Source organism: Telmatospirillum sp. J64-1, from assembly GCF_006980715.1.
GTDB classification, from domain to species: domain Bacteria; phylum Pseudomonadota; class Alphaproteobacteria; order Rhodospirillales; family Magnetospirillaceae; genus Oleiliquidispirillum; species Oleiliquidispirillum nitrogeniifigens.
Genome location: NZ_SBHN01000036.1, coordinates 1 through 22709, shown reverse-complemented (window position 1 = coordinate 22709; position 22709 = coordinate 1). Strand labels below are relative to the sequence as shown.

The following is a 22709-nucleotide window of genomic DNA, read 5'->3' as shown; positions in this document are numbered from 1 at the left end:
ACTGCCGCATCGGCCCAGCCTAACTGACCAATCCGCTTGCGTGCCATGACGGCCTCTCCTGTTGATCGAACAGGCCGCTATCGAATCACAATCATGCCTTCCGTGCAAAGGTCTCCAGGATGAGGGGGTAGCCTCACCTTGAGGAGGTCGCGAAGCGACCGTCTCGAAAGGCGAGGCGGGCCAAAGGCCTATCTTCCCAGGTAATTCTGAGAAGAAAAAGACGCCCGAGGCATCGCCCCGGTCGGGCATGGGCGGAAGCCCATCCAGTCTTCAAAAAACGCGGCCTCTCATCGGGGGCCGCGTTTTTGTTCATGCCGCGGGCAGCGAGAAGCGGAAGCGGGCGCCGCCGGGGGTGCCGTCGGGGCTTTGGATGTTTCCGGCCTCGATCATGCCGCCATGGTCCTTGATGATGCCATAGCTGATCCACAGCCCCAGCCCGGTGCCGTGCCCGACGGGCTTGGTGGTGAAGAAGGGATCGAAGACCTTCAGGACATTCTCGGGCGGGATGCCGGGGCCGTTGTCTTCCACCGTGACCCAGACCCAATCCGGCCCGCTTTCCGCCATTACCCTGATTTCCGGGGAGGGCTGCCCCGCCACGGCGTCGAGGGCATTCTCGATCAGGTTGACCATGACCTGATGCAGCTGCCCGGCATGGCCCCTGGCGGACAGGCCGGGGGGCAGGCGGCAATGGATGGGGATGGCCTGGGGGCGGCCCTTGGCGGCCCATTGCACGGCGGTGCCGATGACGGCGGAGACGTCCAGCCGTTCCGGCTCGCCCTGGCTGGAAAAGGACAGACGGCGCAGATTCTTGACGATATCCGCCACCCGCACCGCCCCTTCGAGCGTTCCTTCGATCAGCGGCCCGAGATCGGAGAGCAGGCGGTCGATGCGCAATTTCCGGCGCAGGTCCTCGCGTTCTTCTTCGGGGATTCCGGCATGGATGGCCTCAAGATAGGTGGTGAGGCGTTCGCGGTAGCGGGCCAGGCTGTGGACATTGCCGTAGACGAAGCTGATGGGATTGTTCAGTTCGTGCGCCACCCCGGCCACCAGGCGGCCGAGCGAGGCCATCTTTTCCGACTGCACCAGTTGCTGCTGAGCCTGTTTCAGTTCGGCATGGGCGGCGTTCAGGGCCTGATAGGCCCGGCGCAGCTCGCCCACGGGCCGCCCGATCAGAACCAGCCCGGCGGGCCGTCCCCTGGTGTCGAAACGGGTGGAGCAGTTGATGGCGACCGGGTCGCTGGGCGTGCCCTCGCGGCAATGCAGGCGGACTTCCAGGTCGGTCACGCCGTCCTGCTGCAACTCGGCCATCTGCTCGCAGAAACCGGCGGGCAGGGTGGCGTCGTCGACGAAGAGGTCGCGCACCGGGCGGTCCAGGAAAGCCGACTCGTCGAAGCCGGTCAGTTCGACCAGGGCGCGGTTGACCTGCTGCACCCGGCCCTTCTGGTCGCAGACGATCAGTATGTCCGATACCGAGGAGACGACGCTGGTGATGAATTGCTGCGCTTCCTCAAGCGCCGCATTCTTCTGTTCCAGATCCACTTCGTAGCGGATGAGGTCGGAATAGACCTCTTCCATCTTCTGGATCACCTCGATCCAGGCGGTTTCCGGAACGTCGCCGGGGAAGGGCGGCTGTTTTGGGGACTGGTCGTCGCTCATGGCAGGCTCTCGGCGCGTTCAAGGCCGTAACGTTGCAGCTTGCCGCGCAGGCCGACCCGCGACAGGCCAAGCTCCTCGGCCACGCGGCTGATATTCCAGCGATGGCGGGCCAGGGCTTCGCGCAGGATGCGTTCTTCCAGGGCCTCGACCTGATCCTTCAGCGTGCCGCCGGTGGTGGGAGAGGAATGGGGACGGCCGAGGCGGGACGAAAGCAGGTCCTCGTCCAGCCAGTCGGTCTCGGCCAGGGCGACCATGCGGCTGACCTCGTTCTGCAACTCGCGTACATTGCCGGGCCAGTCATGGGCGCAGAGGCGGGCCATGGCGGCGGGGGTGAAGCCTTTCAGCTTCTTTCCGAAGGCCTTGACGGCGTCCTGCAGCAGAAGCTGGGCCAGCAGCGGCACGTCCATGGGGCGCTCGCGCAGGGGCGGCAGATGGATGGGGAAGGCGGCAAGGCGATAGAACAGGTCGCGGCGGAAACGCCCGGCGGCCACTTCGTCCTCGAGAGTGCGGTTGGTGGCCGAGATGACGCGCACATTGACCTTCCGCGTCAGGCGGGCCCCCAGCGGGCGGATTTCCCCTTCCTGCAGGACGCGCAGCAGCTTGACCTGGAAGGCCGGGGACGTCTCGCCGATCTCGTCGAGGAAGATGGTGCCGCCATTGGCCTGCTCGAACAGGCCGATGCGGTCCTCGTAGGCGCCGGTGAAGGCGCCCTTCTTGCAGCCGAAGAGTTCGGATTCCAACAATTGGTCGGGCAGGGCGCCGCAATTCTCGATGACGAAGGGCTTCTCGGCGCGGGGGGAATTGTAGTGGATGGCACGGGCCAGCAATTCCTTGCCGGTGCCCGATTCCCCGGTGACCAGGACCGAAATGTCGTAGCCTGCGATGCGCCGTGCCAAGTCCACCGCTTCGGCCAGGGGCGAGGAGGGGGCGTGCAGGATGCGCTCGAAGTGATGGTGGTGCTTGAGGGCCCGTTTCTTTTCCGCGACCACCTGTTCCAGGCGTTCCGCCGTCAGCTTCATCTCGATGCTGGCGGCTTGGTTCTCGTGCTGCAGGCGGTAGAGCTGCACCGCCCCGCGCACCAGCGACAGCAATTCGTCGGGGTCCCAGGGCTTGGTGATGTATTGGTAGATTCCGGCCTCGTTGATGCCGGCGATGATGTCTTCGGATTCGGTATAGCCCGAGATGATCATGCGCACCGGGTCGGGCCAGCGGTCGCGCACCTCCTTCAGGAAATCCACCCCCAGCTTTCCCGGCATGCGCTGGTCGCACAGGATGACATGCACCATCTCGTTTTCCAGATGCGCCTCGGCTTCTTCCGCATTCGAGGCCCGCAGGACTTCGAATTCCTCGGACAGGACACGTTCCAGCGTTTCCTGTGAGCGGATTTCGTCATCCACCACCAGAATGATGGGCAGGTCGGTCATCCCTTTCGTGTCTCCTTCCGCTCCAGCGATGGGGACAGCATAACCTTGTTCAGGCTGGGGAAACAGCGCGACCGCCGGGGGCGGGGAGGACGGAACAGCCGGAGGGGAATGGGGGAACGGGCGAGGCCGGCCCGCGTTGCGATTCCCGCCTGCCGCGAAGGCTCAGCCTTGCAGGTCGGCCCAGTCCAGTTCGTAGCGGTCGCCCTGGGGGATGCGGGCCTTGAAGGCGGTGATCACCTCGTCGACGGTCACGCCGTCGGGACAGGTGATTTCATAGATGCGGGCCGAGCCGCTGGTCGGGCCGGGATCGGCCAGGCGGTGGGCCGGGGCCACGAGGCCTTCACCGGCCAGTTTTATCTTGTAGGTCGCCATCATCGCTCCTTGGCATGAACATGGACAATGACCACAATATTATTGTGGTCAAAGCGGAGGAGCAAGGACAATGGCAGGCGCCCGTCGGGCGACGGGCGCTTTTCTTCGCCAGCGGGAAGCTTACTCTTCGTCTTCCTCGATCACATCGCTTGCGGCCACGATGCTGACGCCGTCGCCGTCTTCATTCTCGATGACGACGATATCGCCTTCCAGCCGCTCGCCTTCCGGCGGGACGGTGTTGAAGTAGTGCCAGAGAACGGCGATCGAGATGGTCTGGTCGATGATGTCGTCCTCGTCCAACTCGTCGTCGTCGAGCGAGGAGAGGTCGCGCAGGATCTCGAAGGAATCGTTCACCATCTCTTCCAGGTCGGCGTTTTCCTGGAGCAGGTTATTGATGATGTTGTCGTGCTCTTCGTCCTCGAGCTCGTATTTCCACTCGGCGTCGCCGGCCTTGTAATAGACGGTCTTCATGGGGCACTCCAATCGGCTGGGCCGGGCGTCTGTCGCGGAACGCCCGGTGGCGGGACCATGGGCGGAATCGGGAAAAAAAGCAAGACGATCCGGGTATGCGCAAGCGGGTGGGACGAAAGCCCCTTGGCCTCGCGCGGCCCGTCCGGTATCACAGCCTGAAACCATCGTTCAGGCAGTATGTTCCAATGGCCGAAAAGCGCAGCTACATCCTTACCATCACCTGCCCCGACACGGTCGGCATCGTCGCCGCCGTTTCGGGTTTCCTGACCGAGCACGACGCCTTCATCACCGAGGCGGCGCAATATGGCGACCCGCTGACGCGGCGCTTCTTCATGCGGATCGTCTTTACCGCCGGGGCGCTGATGCCGCCCAAGGCCGAGATGGCCAAGAAGTTCTCCCTGGTGGCGCAGCGCTTCCAGATGATCTGGCATCTGCATGATGCCGACCGCAAGGCCAAGGTGGTCATCCTGGTGTCGAAATTCGGCCATTGCCTGAACGACCTTCTGCACCGCTACCATACGGGCACCCTGCCGGTGGAGATTCCGGCGGTGATCTCGAACCACGGCGACATGCGCGACCTGGTGGAATGGCACAATATTCCCTACCACCATCTGCCGGTGACCCGCGAGACCAAGGCCCAGCAGGAAGCCCAGCTGATCGGGCTGCTCGACGATCTCGATCCCGACCTGGTGGTGCTGGCGCGCTACATGCAGATCCTGTCGCCGGAATTGTGCGAGCGCCTGTCGGGCAAGGCCATCAACATCCACCATTCCTTCCTGCCTAGCTTCAAGGGGGCCAAGCCCTATCACCAGGCCCATGCGCGCGGCGTGAAGATCATCGGCGCCACCGCCCATTACGTCACCACCGACCTCGACGAGGGCCCGATCATCGAGCAGGAGGTCGAGCGCGTGGACCATACCCATACGCCCGAGGACATGGTGGCGGTGGGCCGCGATATCGAGAACCGCGTCCTCGCCCGCGCAGTGCGGCTGCACGTGGAACACCGCGTGCTGCAGAACGGCAACAAGACGGTGGTGTTCCGCTAGATGAAGGTGTGGCTGGCAATCGGCGCCTTCAGCGGCGCGGTCTCGGTGGCCCTGGGCGCCTTTGCCGCCCATGGCCTGGGCGACGATCCCTATGCCGCCGGTCTGGTGGACAAGGCCGCGCGCTACCAGATGTATCACGCCTTGGCCCTGGTCGCGGTGGCTTGGCTGTCCCAGGCCTGGCCGGGACGGCTGGTGACGGCGGCGGGGCTGGCCTTCGTGGCGGGAACGCTGCTGTTCTGCGGCGCCCTCTACGCCATCGGCCTGGGCGGCCTGCGTGCGGGCATGGTGGCTCCCTTCGGCGGGTCCGCCTTCATCCTCGGGTGGATGCTTCTTGCGGTCCACGCTCTGAGATTGCGTCACAAAACGCGTGGGCCGGTTTGACACGAGTCCAGGAATTGAAGATGATGGGCGGCTAAGCCTATTCGTTTTCTACTTTACACCCACCGGAACCGGCCGGGCGTTCGTTTTAAGGATTGTACATGTCCAAGACCATTCTCATCGTTGAAGACAACGACCTGAATATGAAGTTGTTCAACGATCTGCTTCAGGCGCACGGCTATGGCACCTTGCAGACCAAGGATGGGCGGGAGGCCTTGAAGCTGGCGCGCGAGCACCGGCCGGACCTGATCCTGATGGACATCCAGTTGCCTGAGATCTCGGGCCTCGAGATCACCAAGATGCTCAAGGAAGACAACGAGCTGAAGGCGATCCCGGTGATCGCCGTGACCGCCTTCGCCATGAAGGGCGATGAAGAGAAGATCCGCGAAGGCGGCTGCGAAGGCTATATCGCCAAGCCCATTTCGGTGGCGAACTTCCTGCAGACGGTTGCTACTTTCCTGAAGTAGCAACCCGGGCCGCCACACCCTTCGAGACGCCGCTTCGCGGCTCCTCAGGGTGAGGCTATTTCCTTACCTTATTTTCAATAAGATAATCCTCATGCCGAGGAGGCCCGCGGGGGCGTCTCGAAGCATGGGGCGGGCAGGGGAAATTTCTACCGCCCCGTCTGCATTCCCCAGGCCAGCACGGCCACCCCCAGCACGATGATGCCGATGCCCGCCAGCGTGACGGGCCCCAGGGATTCGCGGAACAGCAGCCAGCCGGTCATGGCCACCCCGGCCATTCCCACGCCCGACCAGATGGCGTAGACCGCCGCCAGCGGCAGGCGCTCCAGGGTGAGCGACAGCAGCCAGAAGGCGATGCCGTAGCCCGACACCACCAGCAGGGAAGGACCCAGCTTGCTGAAGCCCGCAGAGGCCTTCAGCGCGGTGGTGGCCGTGACTTCGGCGATGATGGCGGCAATGAGCAGCAGATAGGGCATCGGAACGGCGCCGGAAAGCGAAACGCCCGCGCAGTGGCTGCGCGGGCGTTTCAGGCAATGATCTTGCCGGAAGCGATCTTACTTGATCTTGGCTTCGCGGAAGAGGACGTGCTTGCGCACAACCGGATCGTACTTGCGGAACTCAAGCTTCTCGGTGGTCTTGCGCGGATTCTTCTTCGCCACGTAGAAAAACCCGGTGTCAGCGGTGCTGAGCAGCTTGATGAGAATGGTATTGGGCTTGGCCATGGCGGAAAATCCCGAAATTTCGTTTGCTGCGAAGTCAGGCGGCGGAAAATACGCGATTTTCCGCCGCTGTCAAGGGTAATCGAACTCAGTCGTGGTGCATGGCGGCCTGGATGGTGGCGCCCGGCGTGCTGAGGTTGACGGCACGGCGATAGAGATCCTTGTTGCTCAGCACCTGCTTCGCCAGTTCAAGGTCCATCTTGTAATCGGCATGCTGCTGCGAGGGGCAGTGGGTGCGCAACTGTTCGCGCAGGTCGGTCTGCTCGAAGCTGGTGGCGCGCCACTGGGCCAGTTCGCTGCTGACGGTGGTGGTGCCAGTCATCACCGCATTGATCAGGCCGACCGGGTTGGCCGTCTCGTCGCTGGTGCAGATATTGGGCAGCACGCCCAGATTATGCAGGGCATAGCCGGCGGGGCTGTAATAGCGCGACCAGGTGATGGTCATCTCGCCCTCGTTGGGCATGCGCAGCACGGTCTGCACGGTGCCCTTGCCGTAGGAATTGGTGCCGATGACCACGGCCCGGCCGGAATCCTGCAGCGCCGAGGTGACGATCTCGGAAGAGGAGGCGGAACGGCCGTCCACCAGGACCACCACCGACAGGTCCTCGCCGATATCGCCGGGACGGGCGGAATAGAACTGGTTGGCCTGGGTGTGGCGGCCGCGGGTCGAGACGATGGGGCCTTCCTTCATGAACAGGTCGGCCACATGGACCGCCTGATCGAGCAGGCCGCCGGGATTGCCGCGCAGGTCCAGCACCACGCCCTTCAGGCGGTCGCCCAGCTGTTCCCGGGCCTCGCGCACCGCCTCGGTGGTCTGGGCGCCGGTGCGCTGGTTGAAGCTGGTGATGCGGATGACGGCGGTGTCATCCTCGATCTTCATGGTCACCGTGTTGGGGACCACCAGCGAGCGGCGCAGGGCGACGGTGCGGTTCTGGTCGGCACGGGTGACGGTGAGCGAGACATTGCTGCCGATGGCGCCGCGCAGGCGGTCGGCCACCTGCTGGGCGTCCAGACCGGCAGTGGGGGCGCCGTCGATATGGGTGATGATGTCGCCGCTGGTCAGGCCCGCCTTGGCGGCAGGGCCGTCCTCGGTGGCTTCCAGGACGGAGACGCCATGCTCTTCCACCTCGAAGCGGATGCCGACGCCGCCGAAGCCGGTGCGGTTCGAACGCAGCTGCTTGGCCTTTTCCACGCCGGAATAGCGCGAGAAGCGGTCCAGCTTGGCCAGGGTCGGGACGAAGACGGCTTCGTACAGGCCTTCCGCGTCGGCGGCGGCCAGCGGGGCGGAAACCTTCTGACCGTCCTGGAAGGCGGCGACCAGGATACGCGCCCAGGCGCCGCTGTCGTTCTCCGCCGGGGCGGCATAGGTGGCGATGGTGGCGCCGTTATGGGTCAGGATCACCTGATTGCCTTCGATGCGGCCGGAAATGGCCGGATCGATGGTGGAAAGCCCCTGCAGCCCTTCCTGCGCCATGGCGCGGACGGCCATCGCTTCGATATGACGGTTACGAATGTTGTCGAAACCGAAAGACAGAACCCGTGTAGCTTCGGGAACGCTAAGGGAAGCGCTCTGGCCCGTTACCGATGCCTCGCTCGTGGGGGCGCAAGCGCCTGCCACCAGCAAAGTACCGACAATGATCCAGCGAGTTAGTGCTTTCTGCGTCACGACTGTCACCCGTGGTATGTCCTAAGAAGTACAGGGCGCAGTATGACCAAGGGATACCTCCGAGGTACAGACTTTTATTGTACCTCTTTGGTAGCAATGACGCTGGGTTGCTTATTTAACGGCGGCGTTTCCCAAATGGTTTCGACCGTCGGGGCCGAAGGCTGATCTTTCCTCGGGTCCGGTTTTCGCTCGTCGGTTGGCCTTTTTCATCCAGAAGAGTAAAGACCATCGATCCGGTGATGGGATCGGCCTCGGAAAGCATTACCTCGACCATGTCTCCAAGGCGGTAGACCTTTCCACGGCGGCGGCCGGTGAGGCAATGCTTGCGCTCGTCATGGACGTAGTAATCCTCGGGCAGGGTGCTGATCGGCACCAGCCCGTCGGCACCGGTTTCCGTCAGGGTGACGAACAGGCCGAAGCGGGTGACGCCGTTGACCCGGCCGGCGAAGGTGGCGCCCACGCGGTCGGCGAGGAAGGAGGCGGTGTAGCGGTCGATCGAGTCGCGTTCGGCCAGGGCGGCGCGGCGCTCGGTGTCCGAGATATGTTCGCCGATCTCCCCGAATTTGGCGGCGGCATCGGCGGGCAGGCCGCCTTCGCCCAGCTTCAGTCCGGCGATCAGGGCGCGATGGACCAGCAGGTCGGCATAGCGGCGGATGGGCGAGGTGAAATGGGCATAGCGTTCCAGTCCCAGCCCGAAATGGCCCAGATTGTCGGGACTGTAGACGGCCTGGGCCTGGCTGCGCAGGATCACCTGGTTGACCATCTCGGAATGGGGGGTGTCGGCCACGCGCTCCAGGATGCGGTTGAACTGCTCGGCCTTGGGGCGCTGGCCCTTGCTGATATTGATGTCCAGCGTGCCGAGGAATTCCCGCAGGGATTCCATCTTCTCCAGCGTCGGCTGGTCGTGGACGCGATACATGCAGGGCTGGCGCAGGCGTTCCAGTTCCTCGGCGGCGGCCACGTTGGCCTGGATCATGAAGTCTTCGATCAGGCGGTGGCTGTCCCATTGCGGGCGCGGTTCGACCCGGGCCACCTTGCCGTTCTCGTCGATCACGACCTTGCGCTCGGGCAGGTTCAGTTCCAGCACGCCCCGGCGGCGGCGGGCGGTGAACAGGGCCTCCCAGGCGCCGTAGAGGGGGGCGATGATCGGTTCGACCAGCGGCGCGGTCTTCTCGTCGGGCTGGCCGTCGCGGGCATTCTGCACCTGGGTATAGGTCAGCCGCGCCTTGGACCGCATCAGGCCGCGCACGAAGCGGTGGCGCAGTTTGTTGCCGTCCGCGTCCAGCCACATATGGACGGCGAGGCAGGGGCGTTCCTCGTCGGGGCGCAGCGAGCACCAGCCGTTGGACAGGGCCTCGGGCAGCATAGGAACGACGCGGTCGGGGAAATAGACCGAATTGCCGCGTTCAAAGGCGTCGCGGTCCAGCGCGTCGTTGGGGCGCACATACCAGGCGACATCGGCGATGGCGACGATGATGTGCCAGCCGCCGGGATTGTCGGGCGAGGAATCGGGCTCGGCGAAGACGGCATCGTCGAAATCCCGCGCATCCTCGCCGTCGATGGTCACCAGCGGCACGTCACGCAGGTCTTCCCGCTCGCCCAGCGGCGCGGCCTCGGCCTGTTCGGCCTGCTGGATGGATTCGGGCGAGAATTCGGTGGGGATGCCGTGGGTGTGGATGGCGACTAGGCTGATGGCGCGGGGGCTGGCCATGCTGCCCAGGCGTTCGGTCACGCGCGCCTGGCGCAGGCCCCAGGCGCGGCCGGGCAGAAGCTCGGCCAGCACCAGTTCGCCATTCTCGGCGCCGTTCGAGCCGTCGGGGGGAACGATGTAATCGGCCTTCTCGCGCCGGTCCGTCGGATGGATGCGGAAGCCGCCCTCCGGCCCGATTTGGAAGATGCCCAGCACGGCGGCGGGGCCGGTCGAGATGCGGCGGATGGTCCGGCCTTCATAGGCATCGTCGCGCAGGCGGCGCAGCCGCGCCAGGACGCGGTCGCCGACGCCCAGGGCCACGCCGGCGATGCGTTCCGGCGCCATGTAGATGGTCGGCGGCTTGCCCTCCTCGCGCCAGACCAGCGGGCGGGCCAGCAATTCGCCGTCGGTGTCGGTGCCGAACAGCTCGACCACCGCCACTTCGGGCAAGGTGCCGGGACGGCCGAAGCGGCGCTTGCCGCCTTTTTCGACGGCGCCCTCGGCTTCCAGCTCGCGCAGCATGCGCTTGAGTTCGACGCGGAGATCGCCGGTCATGTGAAAGGCGCGGGCGATCTCGCGCTTACCCACATGGCCGGGGGAGTTGCGGATGAAGTCGAGCAGTTCCTGCTTGCTGGGGAGAGGCGTTTTTCCCTTGCCGACCTTCTTCACCGTCAATCCTCGCCAGCCGTCGCCGTCGCGCCGGCTTTCTTGGGTGTGGCCTTCTTGGCGGGGGCTTTCTTCGCCGTCGTCTTGGCCGCCGTCTTCTTCGGCGCAGCCGCCGCCGCCTTCTTGGCCGGAGCCTTCTTCTTGGCGCCGCCGCCCTTGGCCGCCTTGGCGGCGATCAGGGCAATGGCTTCCTGAAGGCTGGGCTCGCTGCCTTCCTCGCGGTCGCGGGGCAGGGTGGCGTGGACGCCGTTATGAGAGACATAGGGGCCGTAGCGGCCTTCGTGCAAGGTCACGGGCTGGCCGTCTTCGGGATGGGTGCCGATCACCTTGCCCTCGGCCTTCTTGCGTCCGCCCGCCGGGCTGGAGGCGAGCAGATCCACGGCGCGGTTCAGGCCGATGCTGAGGATGTCGTCATCCTTGCCCAGCGACTTGTACTTGCCGTCATGCTTGAGATAGGGGCCGAACTTGCCGATGCCGGCGCTGATTTCCTCGCCGGTTTCGGGATGTTTGCCGATGACGCGGGGCAGGGCCAGCAGCTTCAGCGCCACTTCCAGCGTCACATCGGCCGGTTCCAGGCCACGGAACAGCGAGACGCGCTTGGGCTTTTCCTTACTGCCCGGCTCGGCCTCGCCCAACTGCACGTAATGGCCGTAGGGGCCCTTGCGCAGGGTCACTTCCTTGCCGGTCTCGGGATCGATGCCCAGAAGCTTCGGCCCTTCGGCGGCTTCCTCGGGCGCGGCACCGGCTTCGGCCACGGCAAGCGGGCGGGTGTAGCGGCATTCGGGATAATTGCTGCAGCCGATGAAGGCGCCGAACTTGCCCAGCTTCAGGCTGAGCCGTCCCTCGCCGCAGGTCGGGCATTTGCGCGGATCATGGCCGTCTTCCTGTTCGGGGAAGAAATGCGGCCCCAATTCCTGGTCCAGTACGTCCAGCACATGGGAGACGCGCAGTTCCTTGGTTTCCTCGACGGAATTGCTGAAGTCGCGCCAGAAATCCTCCAGCACCTTCTTCCAGTCGATGTTGCCGCCCGAAATTTCGTCGAGCTTGTCTTCCAGCTCGGCGGTGAAGTTGTACTGGACGTAGCGGTTGAAGAAGGCTTCCAGGAAGGCGGTGACCAGACGGCCGCGGTCTTCTGGCACGAAGCGGCGGTTGTCCAGCTTGACGTAGTTGCGTTCCTGCAGCACCGACAGGATCGAGGCATAGGTCGAGGGACGGCCGATGCCCAGCTCTTCCATCTTCTTCACCAGACTGGCTTCGGTGAAGCGCGGCGGCGGCTGGGTGAAGTGCTGCTCGGGGCGCAGGGCGCGGCCCTGCATGGCCTCGCCTTCCTTGACGTCGGGCAGCAGGCGGTCGGTTTCGTCCTCGCCGTCGCCGCTATCGTCGCGGCTTTCGCGGTAGAGTTTGAGGAAGCCGTCGAAGACCACCACCGAGCCGGTGGCGCGCAGCACGATCTGCCGGTTCTGGCTGGCGATGTCCACCGCCACCTGGTCCAGTTCGGCGCTTTCCATCTGGCTGGCCACGGTGCGCTTCCAGATCAGTTCGTAGAGGCGCAGTTGGTCGCGGTCGAGATAGGGGGCCACGTCCTCGGGGCGGCGGAAGACATCGGTGGGACGGATGGCTTCGTGGGCTTCCTGGGCGTTCTTGGCCTTGGTCTTGTAGATGCGCGGCGAGGAGGGCAGGAAACGGTCGCCGAACTGCTTGCCGATCAGCGAGCGGCAGGCGGAGATCGCCTCGGCGGCCATCTGCACGCCGTCGGTACGCATATAGGTGATCAGGCCGACCGTCTCGCCGCCGATATCGACCCCTTCATACAGGCGCTGGGCGAGCTGCATGGTGCGACTGGCCGACAGATAGAGCTTGCGCGAAGCTTCCTGTTGCAGGGTCGAGGTGGTGAAGGGCGGATAGGGATTGCGCTTGGCTTTCTTGCGCTCGACCGAGGCGACCGAGAAGCTGGCCTTTTCGATGGCGGCCTTGGCGGCCATCGCGGCTTCTTCGTTGGGCAGGTCGAACTTGTCGAGCTTGCGGCCCTCCAGATGGGTCAGGCTGGCCGTCACCGCCGAGCCGCCGCTGGTCAGGAAGTCGGCCGAGATGGTCCAGTATTCCTGCGCGCGGAAGCGTTCGATCTCGGATTCGCGTTCGCAGATCAGGCGCAGCGCCACCGATTGCACGCGCCCGGCCGAGCGCGAGCCCGGCAGCTTGCGCCACAGCACCGGCGACAGCGTGAAGCCGACAAGATAGTCCAGCGCGCGGCGGGCCAGATAGGCATCCACCAGGTCCTGATGGACGTCGCGCGGATTCTTCATGGCGTCCAGGATCGCCGACTTGGTGATCTCGTTGAAGACCACGCGCTTGACGTCGATTCCCTTCAGCGCCTTGCGGTCCTCCAGCACGCGCTTGACATGCCAGGAAATGGCCTCGCCCTCGCGATCGGGGTCGGTGGCCAGGTACAGCCCCTCGGCCCCCTTCAGCGCCTGGGCGATTTCCTTGATATGGCGATCGGATTTGGGATCGGTCTCCCAATCCATGGCGAAGCCGTCTTCGGGACGAACCGAACCGTCCTTCGCCGGCAGATCCCGGATATGGCCGTAGCTGGCAAGGACGGTGAAGTCCTTTCCCAGATACTTGTTGATGGTCTTGGCCTTGGCGGGCGATTCGACGACGACGACTTTCATAGAACCCAAATCATGCCGGAGAAGGGAAAATCTGGCCGCGCGGGCAGGGCTTACAGGCCGTGCAGCAGCGACACGCGATTGCCCGGATGTCTTTCAAGGCGGCCGGCAAGTTCCAGCTCGAGCAACACCATGGACACCACGGATGCTGACAATTGGCATTGCCGGATGATTTCGTCAACCGTCACTGGGGACGAGCCCAGGGCTTCCCCCACCTCTTTTCGTGCCTTTTCGACCTCGGAATCGTCGGGAATCGGCGCGGCGCCAGGGGTGAAGGAGCCTTTCGGCGGTTCCGCCAGCGGACGGCGCAGCAGCAAGTCCAGCGCCTCGAAGATGTCGGCGGCCGACTGAACCAGGGTTGCGCCCTGGCGGATCAGGCCGTTGGGACCCTGGCAGCGCGGATCCATCGGCGAGCCGGGCACGGCGAAGACCTCGCGTCCCTGTTCCAAGGCGAAGCGGGCGGTGATCAGCGAACCCGAACGGGGCGAGGCCTCGACCACCACCACGCCCAGAGAGATGCCCGAGATGATGCGGTTGCGCCGGGGGAAATGGCTGGCCTGGGGCTGGGTGCCGGGCGGCATCTCGCAGACCACCGCGCCCCGGGCCACGATCTCCTCATAGAGGCGCTTGTTCTCCGGCGGATAGACCACATCCACGCCGCCCGCCATGACCGCGACCGTGCCGCCGTCCAGGGCGCCTTCATGGGCGGCAGTATCGATGCCGCGCGCCAGCCCCGAGGCGACGACGAAGCCGCCCCGGCCCAGCTCGAAGGCCAGCTTGCGGGCGAAGTTGCGGCCGTTGATCGAGGCATTGCGCGCGCCCACCATCGCCACGGCGGGCCTGGGCAGAAGATGCGTATTGCCGCGCACCGACAGCAGCGGCGGGGCATCCTCGACCGCCGCCAGGGCAGGGGGATAGGAAGGCTCGCCGCGCGCCACCAGTTGCGCCCCCAGCTTCTCGTGGGCTTCCAGTTCGCGCAGGGCGGCGGCCTTGGAGCAGACGACAATGGGGCGCTTGCGCCCGCCCTTGCGGGCCAGTTCGGGAATGGCGGCCAGGGCCGAAGCGGCATCGCCGAAGCGGTCGAGCAGCCGGTAGAAGGTGATCGGGCCGACATTCTCGCTGCGGATCAGGCGCAGCCAATCCAGTCGCTCGGAGATCGAAAGAGAAGGGCGCTGCAGGTTCATGCACGCGAAGGTGAGCGATTGCCTTCCGCTCGTCAACTACCAGCTTTGCCTAGCCCAGCGTCCTGTCCGTTCGACCGCCCCCAGCACCTGATCGGGGCAAACATAATGAATATGGTGGCCCGTTCCCGGCAGAAGGCATAGCTGCGCATGCGGGATGTCGCGGTGCAGGCGCAGGGCATGGACGCGGTAGTCCACGACCTTATCGGCGGTGCCGGCCAGGATGACCATGGGCAGGTTGATCTCGGGATAGTGCGGCGCCAGCGAGGCAGCCGAACTCATCAGCAGGCGGAAATCCTCGCCCAGCGCCCCCATGCGCGAAGGCGCGGCGGCGATATCGAGGGGAAAGTGATCGAAGTTGCAGGGCTTGTCGGGCCAGAAGCTGCTGCGCACCCCGTTCCACGCCATCCTGCGGCCCAATGCTCCAGACAGGACATGGGAGAAGGGGCCGCCCCGGAACAGCCCGACAAGCGGCACGGCGGGATGGAAGGTGGGATAGTAATAGCCTCCCATCAGGATCAGCCCGGCGACCGGTGCGGGCCGGGTGAGGGCCAGCGCCAAAGCGGGCATGCAGCCCCAGGAATGGGCCAGGACCAGCGGGCGCTTCACGCCCAGCTTGTCCATCGCTTCGTGCAGCAGCCGGGCCTGGGCCCTGGCGGTCCAGCGCCGGTCCTTGCTCCGCTCGCTATAGCCGTAGCCGGGGCGGTCGAAGGAGAGGATGCGGTGGCTCTTGACGAGTTCCTGATAGACCGGGCTTCCGGCGATATCGGGGATCATGCTGCCCGCGCCGTGGATCGTCACGAGCGGCGGGCCTTCGCCCCGATCCAGATAATGCAGCCGCACGCCGTCCACGGAGATGAACCGTCCTTGCGGCGGATACTGTTCCTCCGCCCGGCGCGTGCGTTGGACGGCATGCCATCCCAAGGCCGCGGCCGCCGCCCCGGCCAGCGTTACCCCTGCCACTGAACTTGCCCGCATCGACACCTCCCTCTTGCCTACATGAACAAGAGGAGCGGACGGGGGTTCCATAAGATGTGGAAAACCCGGCCTCCCGCTTTCGCGGAAGCGGCGGGACGGAGGCAGGCCTCAGCCCTTCTTCTTCGAGCCGATTCGGGGTTCCTCGCCCTTGAGCAGGCGGGCGATGTTGGCGCGGTGGCGGATGAAGCCGATCACAGCCAGACCGGCGGCCATGGCGGCATGGGCGGGCGTGGCGAAATACCAGGCGAAGGCAGGGCTGAGGGCTAGCGCCACCAGGGCCGAAAGGGAGGAGATGCGGAACAGGAGCGCCGTCACCAGCCAGGTAAGGGCGGCCGCCAAGCCCACCGGCCAGGAAGTGGCGAGCAGCGCTCCCAGGGTGGTGGCGACGCCCTTGCCGCCCTTGAAGCCCAGCCAGACCGGGAAATTATGGCCCAGAACGGCGAAAAAGGCGGCCGCCAGCATGGCTTCGGTGCTGCCGGTGGCGTAGAGGGCGGCCAGGGCGGCGATCGCCCCCTTGCCGGAATCGAGGATCAGCGTCGCCAGCGCCAGATCCTTGCGGCCGGTGCGCAGGACATTGGTGGCGCCGATATTACCCGAGCCAATGGCTCGGATATCGCCCAGCCCCGCCAAGCGCACCAGCACCAGCCCGAAGGGTACCGAGCCCAGCAGATAGCCCAGCAGGGCCGAGACGATCTCAGTCATGCCGTTCGAAGACCGTGCGTCCGTCGATCACCGTGCGGAGCACGAGGCCCTGGACCGGGCGGCCATCGAAGGGAGAGTTCTTGGACTTGCTGCGGAATTTCTCGGCCTTGATCTGCCAGCCCCGCTCGGGGTCGAACATCACCAAGTCGGCCGGGGCACCCTTGGCCAGACGTCCGGCCTTCAGTCCCAGCAGGTCGGCCGGGCCGCAGGTGACGAGGCGCAGGACCTCGAGCAGCGACAGATGGCCGTTGTGGTAGAGCTCGAGCGAGACCGGCAGCAGGGTTTCCAGGCCGACGCCGCCGAAGGCCGCCACGGCGAAGGGCAGGCGCTTCGAGTCCTGGTCCTGCGGCGCATGGTCCGAGGCGATGGCGGTGATCAGCCCTTCCTTCAGCGCGGCCACCACGGCCTGACGGTCCGCTTCCGAGCGCAGGGGCGGGGACAGCTTGGCGAAGCTGCGGTAGTCGCCGACCGCCAGCTCGTTTAGGGCGAAATAGGGCGGCGCGGTGTCGCAGGTGACGTTCAGGCCGCGCGCCTTGGCCTTGCGCAGGACGTTCAGGCCCTCGGCGGTCGAGACATGGCCGGCATGGTAGCGGGCACCGGTCAGGGCGACCAGATGCATGTCGCGCTCCAGCATCATCGCTTCGGCGCAGCTGGGAATGCCCGCCAGGCCCATGCGGGTGGCGATCTCGCCCTCGTTCATCAGGCCGTCACGGGCCAGGGAGGGATCTTCCGGATGCTGCACGACCAGCAGGCCGAAGGTGGCGGCGTAAGACAGAGCGCGGCGCATGGTCTTGGCGTCGCCGATGGCCTTGCAGCCGTCGGTGAAGGCCAGGGCGCCGGCTTCGGCCAGCATGCCCATCTCGGCCAGTTCCTCGCCCTTCAGGCCCTTGGTGGCGGCGGCATAGGGATAGACCTTGGCCAGACCGTTCTTGCGGGCACGGCGGGCGACGAATTCCACCGTCGCCACGTCATCGATCACCGGATGGGTGTTGGGCAGGCAGACCATCGAGGTGACGCCGCCCGCGACGGCCGCCTCGGCGGCGCTTTTCAGCGTTTCCTTATGCTCCTCGCCCGGTTCGCGCAGCTGCACGCGCATGTCCACCAGACCGGGGGCCAGGCACTGGCCGGCGCAGTCGATGACGGTGGCGCCTTCGGGGATGGAGACATCGGGGCCGAATTCGGCGATCACTTCGCCTTCGGTCACCAGCACGCCCTTGGCATCCATGCCGGAAGCCGGGTCGAGCAGGCGGGCATTCACATAGGCCACGCGGGCCGGAGTGCTATGGGGCATCGCCTTACGCTCCTGCCAGATTGCGGGCCAGGATATCGAAACAGGCCATGCGCACGGCCACACCCATTTCGACCTGTTCACGGATCACGCTGCGTTCCACGTCGTCGGCCAGATCAGAATCGATCTCCACGCCCCGGTTCATGGGACCCGGATGCATGACCATGGCATCGGGCTTCGCGCAGGCCAGCTTTTCGTAATCCAGACCGAAGAAGCGGAAGTATTCGCGGATCGAAGGAATGAAGCTGCCCTTCATGCGTTCGTTCTGCACGCGCAGCATCATCACCACGTCGCAATCGGCCAGGCCTTCGCGCATGTCGTGGAAGACCTCGACACCCAGGCGCTGCGCCTGCGCGGGCAGCAGGGTGCGCGGCGCCACCAGGCGCACCCGTGCGCCCATGGTGTTGAGCAGATAGATGTTCGAGCGCGCCACGCGGGAATGCAGCACGTCCCCGCAAATGGCGACCGTCAGACCGCCCAGCCGACCCTTGCGGCGGCGGATGGTCAAAGCGTCGAGCAGGGCCTGGGTGGGGTGTTCGTGGCTGCCGTCACCGCCATTGATGACCGCGCAATTGACCTTTTGCGACAGCAGCTTGACCGCCCCGGAATCGGGATGACGCACGCAGAGGATATCGGCATGCATGGCGTTCAGCGTCATCGCCGTGTCGATCAGCGTCTCGCCCTTGTTCACCGAACTGGCCGACACCTGCATGTTGATCACATCCGCGCCCAGCCGCTTGCCGGCCAGTTCGAAGGACGTGCGCGTGCGGGTCGAGCTTTCGTAGAACAGATTGATGACGGTGCGGCCGCGCAAGGACGACTGCTTCTTGTCGCCACCGCGATTCTGTTCGACGTAACGGTCCGACAGATCCAGGATTTCCTGGATCTCGGGCGGATGCAGCCCCTGGATGCCCAGAAGGTGCTTGTGGCTGAAGTATTCTTTGGTCATGGCGCGGGACTATATGCCGGGCCGCGACGGCCTGCAAGATGGCGTTGGGGGCAGAAAGGCCCTGCCGGGATTCGCTGCGGCAAAGCCCGTGGACCGCCTCGCCCTTCGGGACGCCGCAGACGCGGCTCCTCAGGGTGAGGTTATTTCTTTATTGGGATCAATAAGATAACCCTCATGCTGAGGAGGGCCGAAGGCCCGTCTCGAAGCATGGGACAGCGAGAAACCTCAGCCGAAGGCCTTGAAGGCGATCAGGGTGAAGGTGTCGCGGACGCCGGGCAGGGTTTGCAGGCTGCCGGTCACGAAATGACCGGCATCCTGTCCGTCGTCCAGATAGCATTTGAGAAGCAGGTCGTACTGGCCGGAGATGGAATGCACCTCCGAGACCTGCTCGACCTCGACGGCCCTGTCGGCCACGTCATAAGCGTGGCCGAGTTCGCATTTGATCATCACGAAGATGGTCTGCATGGCCGGACCTTATTCTTCCGTGCTGGGGGCTTCGGTCGTTGCGGCGGCGGCCTCGGCCGCTTCCACGGGCGTGGCGTCGGCGGGCGTAGCCGCTTCGGTGCCTTCCTCCGCCTTCTTGCGGCGGCGCGGCGTGGTGGCCTTCTTGGCGGCAGGCTTCTTCGCCGCGGTCTTCTTCTCGCTCACCGCCTTTTCATCGGCGTTTTCATCCGTCTTCTTGGCGGCGGCCTTCTTCGGCGCGGCGCGCTTGCGGACCGGCTTCTGCTCCTCGCCCTCGGCAGGCTGCTCCTTGGGCGCGGCCTTGCGGCGGGTGCGCTTGGGCTTCTCGGGAGCGGCTTCCTCGGTCGGCTGCGGTTCCACCGCCTCGGCGGCAGGCGCTTCGGTGACGGAGGGCGTTTCCTCCGCCGGAGCGGCCTCGGCAGCCTTCTCGGCCTCGACGGCTTCCACCGGGGCGGCTTCGGCCACGGTCGCGGGCTCTTCCACCAGGACGGGTTCTTCCGTGGCGGCAGGTTCCGCGGAAACGCTCTCTTCCGCTGCCTCTTCCTGGACGGCCGGCTCTTCGGCGGCCGTTTCCTCGGCCGCCTTTTCCTCGGCACGGCGGCGTTGGCGGCGCGGACGGCGGGTGCGTTCGGGCTTCTCGGCAGGCGTTTCTTCCTGCTCGGTCACCGCCTCTTCGGGCTGTTCCAGTTCGACTTCGTCGAGCTCGTCATATTCCTCCGCCGAACGGACGGGGGGCAGCACGATCTCGATCTTGATGAAGTCGGGGACGTGTTCGCCGAAGCCGAGCACGTTGTCGGGATGCTTCATCTCGCCGATGCCGAATTCGTCGTATTCGCGGCGGCGGCGGTCGCGGCGGTCGCGGCCCTGCGGGGCGCTCTGGCCGTTCTGCTGTCCCTGGGCGGGGCGCTGGTCGCGGCTGCGATTGCGGTCGAAGTCGCGGCGTTCTTCCCGCCGCTCGGGCTCGCGCCGTTCCGGCTGGGCCGGGGCTTCCGCCGGGGCGGCGCGTTGTTCGGTGCGTTCGGGACGGCGGCTCTCGCTGCGGCTGTCCTTGCCCTTCTTGCCGCGCCGCTTGCGGGCGCCGCCTTCCATATCCAATTCCAGCTGAGGCATACCTTCGAGTTCCACACGCGGGATGGGCTTGCCAATCAGCTTTTCGATGGCAGCGACGAAGCGACCGTCATCGGGCGTGGCAATGGTGTAGGCACGGCCTTCGCGTCCGGCGCGTCCGGTGCGGCCGATGCGATGGACGTAATCCTCGGAATGGATCGGCACGTCGAAATTGAAGACGTGAGACAGGGCGGAAATGTCGATGCCGCGGGCTGCCACATCCGAGCAGACCATCATCGAGGCCTCGCCCTTCTTGAACAGCTCCAGCGTCTCGGTACGCGAGGACTGGGGCATGTCGCCATGCAGCCGCACCACGCTGAAGCCGTGCTTGGTCAAGGACTTGTAGACGATTTCGACGTCGCGCTTGCGATTGCAGAAGATCAGCGCGTTCTTCACATCCTCGTGGCGCAGCAGCTGGCGCAGCGCCTCGCGCTTGTCCATCTCGTCGACCACCAGCAGGTGCTGGCTCACCGTCGCCGCCGTGGAGGAGGGCGGGGCGACCGAGATTTCCTTCGGGTTCATCAGGAAGGCATCAGCCAGGCGCTTGATCTCGGGCGCCATGGTGGCCGAGAAGAACAGGGTCTGGCGGATCGACGGCAGCAGCGAGACGATGCGTTCGACATCGGGGATGAAGCCCATGTCGAGCATGCGGTCGGCTTCGTCGATCACCAGGATCTTGACGTCGTTGAGCAGGATGCGGCCGCGCTCGAACAGGTCGATCAGGCGGCCCGGCGTCGCGATCAGCACGTCCACGCCCCGGTCGAGCGCCCGTTCCTGGTCGGAGAAGGATTCACCGCCGATCAGCAAGGCCATGCTCAGGCGGTGGTATTTGCCGTAGAGCTCGAAATTCTCGGCCACCTGGGCGGCGAGTTCGCGGGTTGGGGCGAGGATGAGAGAGCGCGGCATGCGCGCCTTAGCCCGGCCGGAGGCCAGGATCTCGATCATCGGCAGCGTGAAGGACGCCGTCTTGCCTGTCCCGGTCTGGGCCACGCCCAAAACGTCGCGTCCCATCAGGATGACGGGGATCGCTTGGGATTGAATGGGCGTGGGAGTGGTGTAGCCCACTTCCTCGATTGCCTTCAGGAGTTCGGCGCCGAGGCCGAGTTCGGAGAAATTCATGCGATCTTTTTCAACGGAAACCGTGCTCGAGCGGGAATCATGGGATTTCCACCCCATGTGAAGGCGGATAATAGAAGTTCAAGCGCGGCTGTCAATCATTCCAGGGGTTTGGGTGGCGGCCCAGGCGAATTTTCGTTACCCTCTCTCGCCCGTAGACAAGAAAGAAGGGATCGTGATGCTGTTGCGAGCCGAGGACTCCTGCCTGCTTGTCGTCGACGTCCAGGAACGGCTGGTGCCGGTCATGTCCGACCCGCGTGCCGTGCTGAAGACCGGCGCCTTCCTGATGCGCGCCGCCCGGCGCCTGGATGTGAGCATCGTCGTCAGCGAACATCTGCCGGAAAAGATCGGCCCCACGATGTTCGACCTGCGCGAATTGGCGCCGCCCGATTCCTTCGTCTCCAAATGCCATTTCTCCTGCGCCCATGAACCGGCGGTGCTGGAACATCTGAATGCCTTGGGCAAGCGCCAGATCGTGCTCTGCGGTACCGAGGCCCATGTCTGCGTGCTGCAATCGGCCTTGGGGCTGAAGGCGGAAGGCTTCGACGTCTATTGCGTCACCGATGCCTGCGGTTCGCGCAACCCGGCCAATGCCCAGGCGGCCTATGAGCGCATGCGCATGAACGGCGTGACCACCATGACGGCGGAAATGGCCGTGTTCGAATGGCTGAACCGCGCCGATACGCAAGCCTTCAAGGACCTCATCCCCCATATCAAGGCCATGTGATCCCAAGAATGTCTCCGATTCCCCTGATTCTTCTGCCCGGCCTGCTTTGCGATGCCACTTTGTGGCGGCACCAGACCGAAACCCTGACCGATCTGGCTTCGCCCATCGTCGCCGATCTGACCCAGGATGAGTCCATCGCCGCCATGGCCCGGCGCGTGCTGGAGACGGCGCCGCCGCGCTTTGCCCTGGCGGGGCTGTCCATGGGCGGCTATGTCGCCCAGGAAATCCTGCGCCAGGCGCCCGAGCGGGTATTGGGCCTGGCCCTGCTCGACACCAATGCCCGTGCCGACCGGCCCGAGCAGAGCGAACAGCGCCGCGCCCTGATCGACCTGACCACGCGCGGCCGGTTCAAGGGAGTCACGCCGCGCCTGCTGCCCGCGCTGATCCATCACGACCGCCTGAGTGACCAGCACCTGACGGCCGCCGTCATGCGCATGGCCGAGAATGTGGGGCAGGAAGCCTTCGTGCGTCAGCAGACGGCGATCATGGGGCGCAAGGAAGGCCTGGAAGACCTGCGCGCCATCACCTGTCCGACCCTGATCCTGTGCGGCCGCCAGGACGCCCTGACGCCGCCCAAGGTTCATGACGAGATGGCGGAGCGCATCCCTCATGCGCGGATGATCGTGATCGAGGATTGCGGCCACCTGCCGCCGATGGAACGCCCCCATGCCACCAGCGCGGTGATGCGCTATTGGCTCCAGGATTTGGCCGCTTAGGCGGGGGATGCGGCGGCAACGGGTTTTTTAGCCACCAAGGCACCAAGAAAGATATTAAAGTTGTGGGCCTTTAATGTGCATCACGACCTGACTTCATATAGCCCTCACCGGGTCCGCCTCATGCTTCGAGACGCCGCTTCGCAGCTCCTCAGCATGGAGACCTTTGCGCGGGGGAGGATCGGCCTTTTAGGTGGCAAATCGAGGCTGCTTTGCCCTTAAAAAAACCGCCGCCAGAGCTTGATCTCTGGCGGCGGTCTACGTT

General features: G+C 65.2%; 21 protein-coding genes. 5 read left to right on the top strand and 16 right to left on the bottom strand.

What is annotated here, in order from left to right; all coding sequences use genetic code 11:
* Window positions 1-309 precede the first annotated feature (309 nt).
* The 4 genes from EPD66_RS22490 to EPD66_RS22475 form a co-directional block, all read right to left on the bottom strand.
* On the bottom strand, window positions 310-1656 hold the full coding sequence (locus EPD66_RS22490) for an ATP-binding protein (RefSeq protein WP_142850810.1): 1347 nt from the start codon (window positions 1654-1656) through the stop codon (window positions 310-312).
* The gene (locus EPD66_RS22485) at window positions 1653-3080 is read right to left on the bottom strand and encodes a sigma-54 dependent transcriptional regulator (protein WP_142850809.1); all 1428 of its coding nucleotides are present in this window, start codon (window positions 3078-3080) and stop codon (window positions 1653-1655) included. Before EPD66_RS22485 ends, EPD66_RS22490 begins: the two co-directional genes overlap by 4 nt.
* Window positions 3081-3242: 162 nt before the next feature.
* Window positions 3243-3455, bottom strand: a complete 213-nt coding sequence (locus EPD66_RS22480) for a hypothetical protein (RefSeq protein WP_255448616.1) — start codon at window positions 3453-3455, stop codon at window positions 3243-3245.
* Between the two features lie 117 nt (window positions 3456-3572).
* A complete protein-coding gene (locus EPD66_RS22475; protein WP_142850808.1) occupies window positions 3573-3923 on the bottom strand; it encodes a hypothetical protein in 351 nt (116 codons plus the stop codon).
* Between the two features lie 185 nt (window positions 3924-4108).
* Here EPD66_RS22475 and purU point away from each other — a divergent pair, with 185 nt between their 5' ends.
* From purU to EPD66_RS22460, 3 genes are all read left to right on the top strand, one after another.
* Entirely contained in the window at window positions 4109-4969 is an 861-nt protein-coding gene (purU, locus tag EPD66_RS22470; protein ID WP_142850807.1) for a formyltetrahydrofolate deformylase, read from the top strand.
* On the top strand, window positions 4970-5350 hold the full coding sequence (locus EPD66_RS22465) for a DUF423 domain-containing protein (protein WP_142850806.1): 381 nt from the start codon (window positions 4970-4972) through the stop codon (window positions 5348-5350).
* Window positions 5351-5448: 98 nt separating this feature from the next.
* Entirely contained in the window at window positions 5449-5814 is a 366-nt protein-coding gene (locus tag EPD66_RS22460; protein ID WP_142850805.1) for a response regulator, read from the top strand.
* Window positions 5815-5960: 146 nt separating this feature from the next.
* On the opposite strand, the gene EPD66_RS22455 is transcribed toward EPD66_RS22460, so the two are convergent.
* From EPD66_RS22455 to EPD66_RS22400, 12 genes are all read right to left on the bottom strand, one after another.
* A complete protein-coding gene (locus EPD66_RS22455) occupies window positions 5961-6287 on the bottom strand; it encodes a multidrug efflux SMR transporter (protein WP_142850804.1) in 327 nt (108 codons plus the stop codon).
* Between the two features lie 78 nt (window positions 6288-6365).
* Window positions 6366-6533: a 50S ribosomal protein L33 gene (rpmG, locus tag EPD66_RS22450; RefSeq protein ID WP_142850803.1), complete on the bottom strand. Its 168-nt coding sequence runs from the start codon at window positions 6531-6533 to the stop codon at window positions 6366-6368.
* Between the two features lie 85 nt (window positions 6534-6618).
* A complete protein-coding gene (locus EPD66_RS22445) occupies window positions 6619-8205 on the bottom strand; it encodes a S41 family peptidase (RefSeq protein WP_142850802.1) in 1587 nt (528 codons plus the stop codon).
* 106 nt (window positions 8206-8311) lie between these two features.
* Window positions 8312-10555: a ribonuclease R gene (gene rnr / locus EPD66_RS22440; RefSeq protein WP_142850801.1), complete on the bottom strand. Its 2244-nt coding sequence runs from the start codon at window positions 10553-10555 to the stop codon at window positions 8312-8314.
* Window positions 10556-10557: 2 nt separating this feature from the next.
* A complete protein-coding gene (gene topA, locus EPD66_RS22435; RefSeq protein ID WP_142850800.1) occupies window positions 10558-13224 on the bottom strand; it encodes a type I DNA topoisomerase in 2667 nt (888 codons plus the stop codon).
* Window positions 13225-13274: 50 nt separating this feature from the next.
* A complete protein-coding gene (dprA, locus tag EPD66_RS22430; protein WP_142850799.1) occupies window positions 13275-14405 on the bottom strand; it encodes a DNA-processing protein DprA in 1131 nt (376 codons plus the stop codon).
* Between the two features lie 36 nt (window positions 14406-14441).
* Complete coding sequence (locus EPD66_RS22425) at window positions 14442-15380, bottom strand: alpha/beta fold hydrolase (RefSeq protein ID WP_185961571.1); 939 nt, start codon at window positions 15378-15380, stop codon at window positions 14442-14444.
* Window positions 15381-15488: 108 nt separating this feature from the next.
* Window positions 15489-16082, bottom strand: a complete 594-nt coding sequence (gene plsY, locus EPD66_RS22420) for a glycerol-3-phosphate 1-O-acyltransferase PlsY (protein WP_142850797.1) — start codon at window positions 16080-16082, stop codon at window positions 15489-15491.
* Window positions 16075-17373, bottom strand: coding sequence for a dihydroorotase family protein (locus tag EPD66_RS22415; protein WP_142850796.1), 1299 nt, complete (start codon window positions 17371-17373; stop codon window positions 16075-16077). The genes plsY and EPD66_RS22415 overlap by 8 nt, the downstream gene beginning before the upstream one ends.
* 4 nt (window positions 17374-17377) lie before the next feature.
* On the bottom strand, window positions 17378-18319 hold the full coding sequence (locus EPD66_RS22410; protein WP_142850795.1) for an aspartate carbamoyltransferase catalytic subunit: 942 nt from the start codon (window positions 18317-18319) through the stop codon (window positions 17378-17380).
* Window positions 18320-18544: 225 nt separating this feature from the next.
* Window positions 18545-18784, bottom strand: coding sequence for an Lrp/AsnC ligand binding domain-containing protein (locus EPD66_RS22405; protein ID WP_142850794.1), 240 nt, complete (start codon window positions 18782-18784; stop codon window positions 18545-18547).
* A gap of 9 nt (window positions 18785-18793) precedes the next feature.
* The gene (locus EPD66_RS22400; RefSeq protein ID WP_142850793.1) at window positions 18794-21007 is read right to left on the bottom strand and encodes a DEAD/DEAH box helicase; all 2214 of its coding nucleotides are present in this window, start codon (window positions 21005-21007) and stop codon (window positions 18794-18796) included.
* A gap of 175 nt (window positions 21008-21182) precedes the next feature.
* Here EPD66_RS22400 and EPD66_RS22395 point away from each other — a divergent pair, with 175 nt between their 5' ends.
* Together EPD66_RS22395 and EPD66_RS22390 are read left to right on the top strand one after the other, a co-directional pair.
* On the top strand, window positions 21183-21731 hold the full coding sequence (locus EPD66_RS22395) for a hydrolase (protein ID WP_142850811.1): 549 nt from the start codon (window positions 21183-21185) through the stop codon (window positions 21729-21731).
* Window positions 21732-21739: 8 nt separating this feature from the next.
* Entirely contained in the window at window positions 21740-22447 is a 708-nt protein-coding gene (locus EPD66_RS22390) for an alpha/beta fold hydrolase (protein ID WP_142850792.1), read from the top strand.
* Window positions 22448-22709 lie beyond the last annotated feature (262 nt).

Excerpts from the sequence above, each read along its gene's own strand:
- EPD66_RS22395 (WP_142850811.1), top strand. The coding sequence starts at position 21,183 with ATGCTGTTGCGAGCCGAGGACTCCTGCCTGCTTGTCGTCGACGTCCAG.
- EPD66_RS22485 (WP_142850809.1), bottom strand. The coding sequence starts at position 3,080 with ATGACCGACCTGCCCATCATTCTGGTGGTGGATGACGAAATCCGCTCA.
- topA (WP_142850800.1), bottom strand. The coding sequence starts at position 13,224 with ATGAAAGTCGTCGTCGTCGAATCGCCCGCCAAGGCCAAGACCATCAAC.
- EPD66_RS22390 (WP_142850792.1), top strand. The coding sequence starts at position 21,740 with ATGTCTCCGATTCCCCTGATTCTTCTGCCCGGCCTGCTTTGCGATGCC.
- EPD66_RS22460 (WP_142850805.1), top strand. The coding sequence starts at position 5,449 with ATGTCCAAGACCATTCTCATCGTTGAAGACAACGACCTGAATATGAAG.
- rpmG (WP_142850803.1), bottom strand. The coding sequence starts at position 6,533 with ATGGCCAAGCCCAATACCATTCTCATCAAGCTGCTCAGCACCGCTGAC.
- EPD66_RS22405 (WP_142850794.1), bottom strand. The coding sequence starts at position 18,784 with ATGCAGACCATCTTCGTGATGATCAAATGCGAACTCGGCCACGCTTAT.
- EPD66_RS22490 (WP_142850810.1), bottom strand. The coding sequence starts at position 1,656 with ATGAGCGACGACCAGTCCCCAAAACAGCCGCCCTTCCCCGGCGACGTT.
- EPD66_RS22480 (WP_255448616.1), bottom strand. The coding sequence starts at position 3,455 with ATGATGGCGACCTACAAGATAAAACTGGCCGGTGAAGGCCTCGTGGCC.
- EPD66_RS22465 (WP_142850806.1), top strand. The coding sequence starts at position 4,970 with ATGAAGGTGTGGCTGGCAATCGGCGCCTTCAGCGGCGCGGTCTCGGTG.
- EPD66_RS22400 (WP_142850793.1), bottom strand. The coding sequence starts at position 21,007 with ATGAATTTCTCCGAACTCGGCCTCGGCGCCGAACTCCTGAAGGCAATC.
- EPD66_RS22410 (WP_142850795.1), bottom strand. The coding sequence starts at position 18,319 with ATGACCAAAGAATACTTCAGCCACAAGCACCTTCTGGGCATCCAGGGG.
- dprA (WP_142850799.1), bottom strand. The coding sequence starts at position 14,405 with ATGAACCTGCAGCGCCCTTCTCTTTCGATCTCCGAGCGACTGGATTGG.
- EPD66_RS22415 (WP_142850796.1), bottom strand. The coding sequence starts at position 17,373 with ATGCCCCATAGCACTCCGGCCCGCGTGGCCTATGTGAATGCCCGCCTG.
- purU (WP_142850807.1), top strand. The coding sequence starts at position 4,109 with ATGGCCGAAAAGCGCAGCTACATCCTTACCATCACCTGCCCCGACACG.
- EPD66_RS22455 (WP_142850804.1), bottom strand. The coding sequence starts at position 6,287 with ATGCCCTATCTGCTGCTCATTGCCGCCATCATCGCCGAAGTCACGGCC.
- EPD66_RS22425 (WP_185961571.1), bottom strand. The coding sequence starts at position 15,380 with ATGCGGGCAAGTTCAGTGGCAGGGGTAACGCTGGCCGGGGCGGCGGCC.
- plsY (WP_142850797.1), bottom strand. The coding sequence starts at position 16,082 with ATGACTGAGATCGTCTCGGCCCTGCTGGGCTATCTGCTGGGCTCGGTA.
- EPD66_RS22475 (WP_142850808.1), bottom strand. The coding sequence starts at position 3,923 with ATGAAGACCGTCTATTACAAGGCCGGCGACGCCGAGTGGAAATACGAG.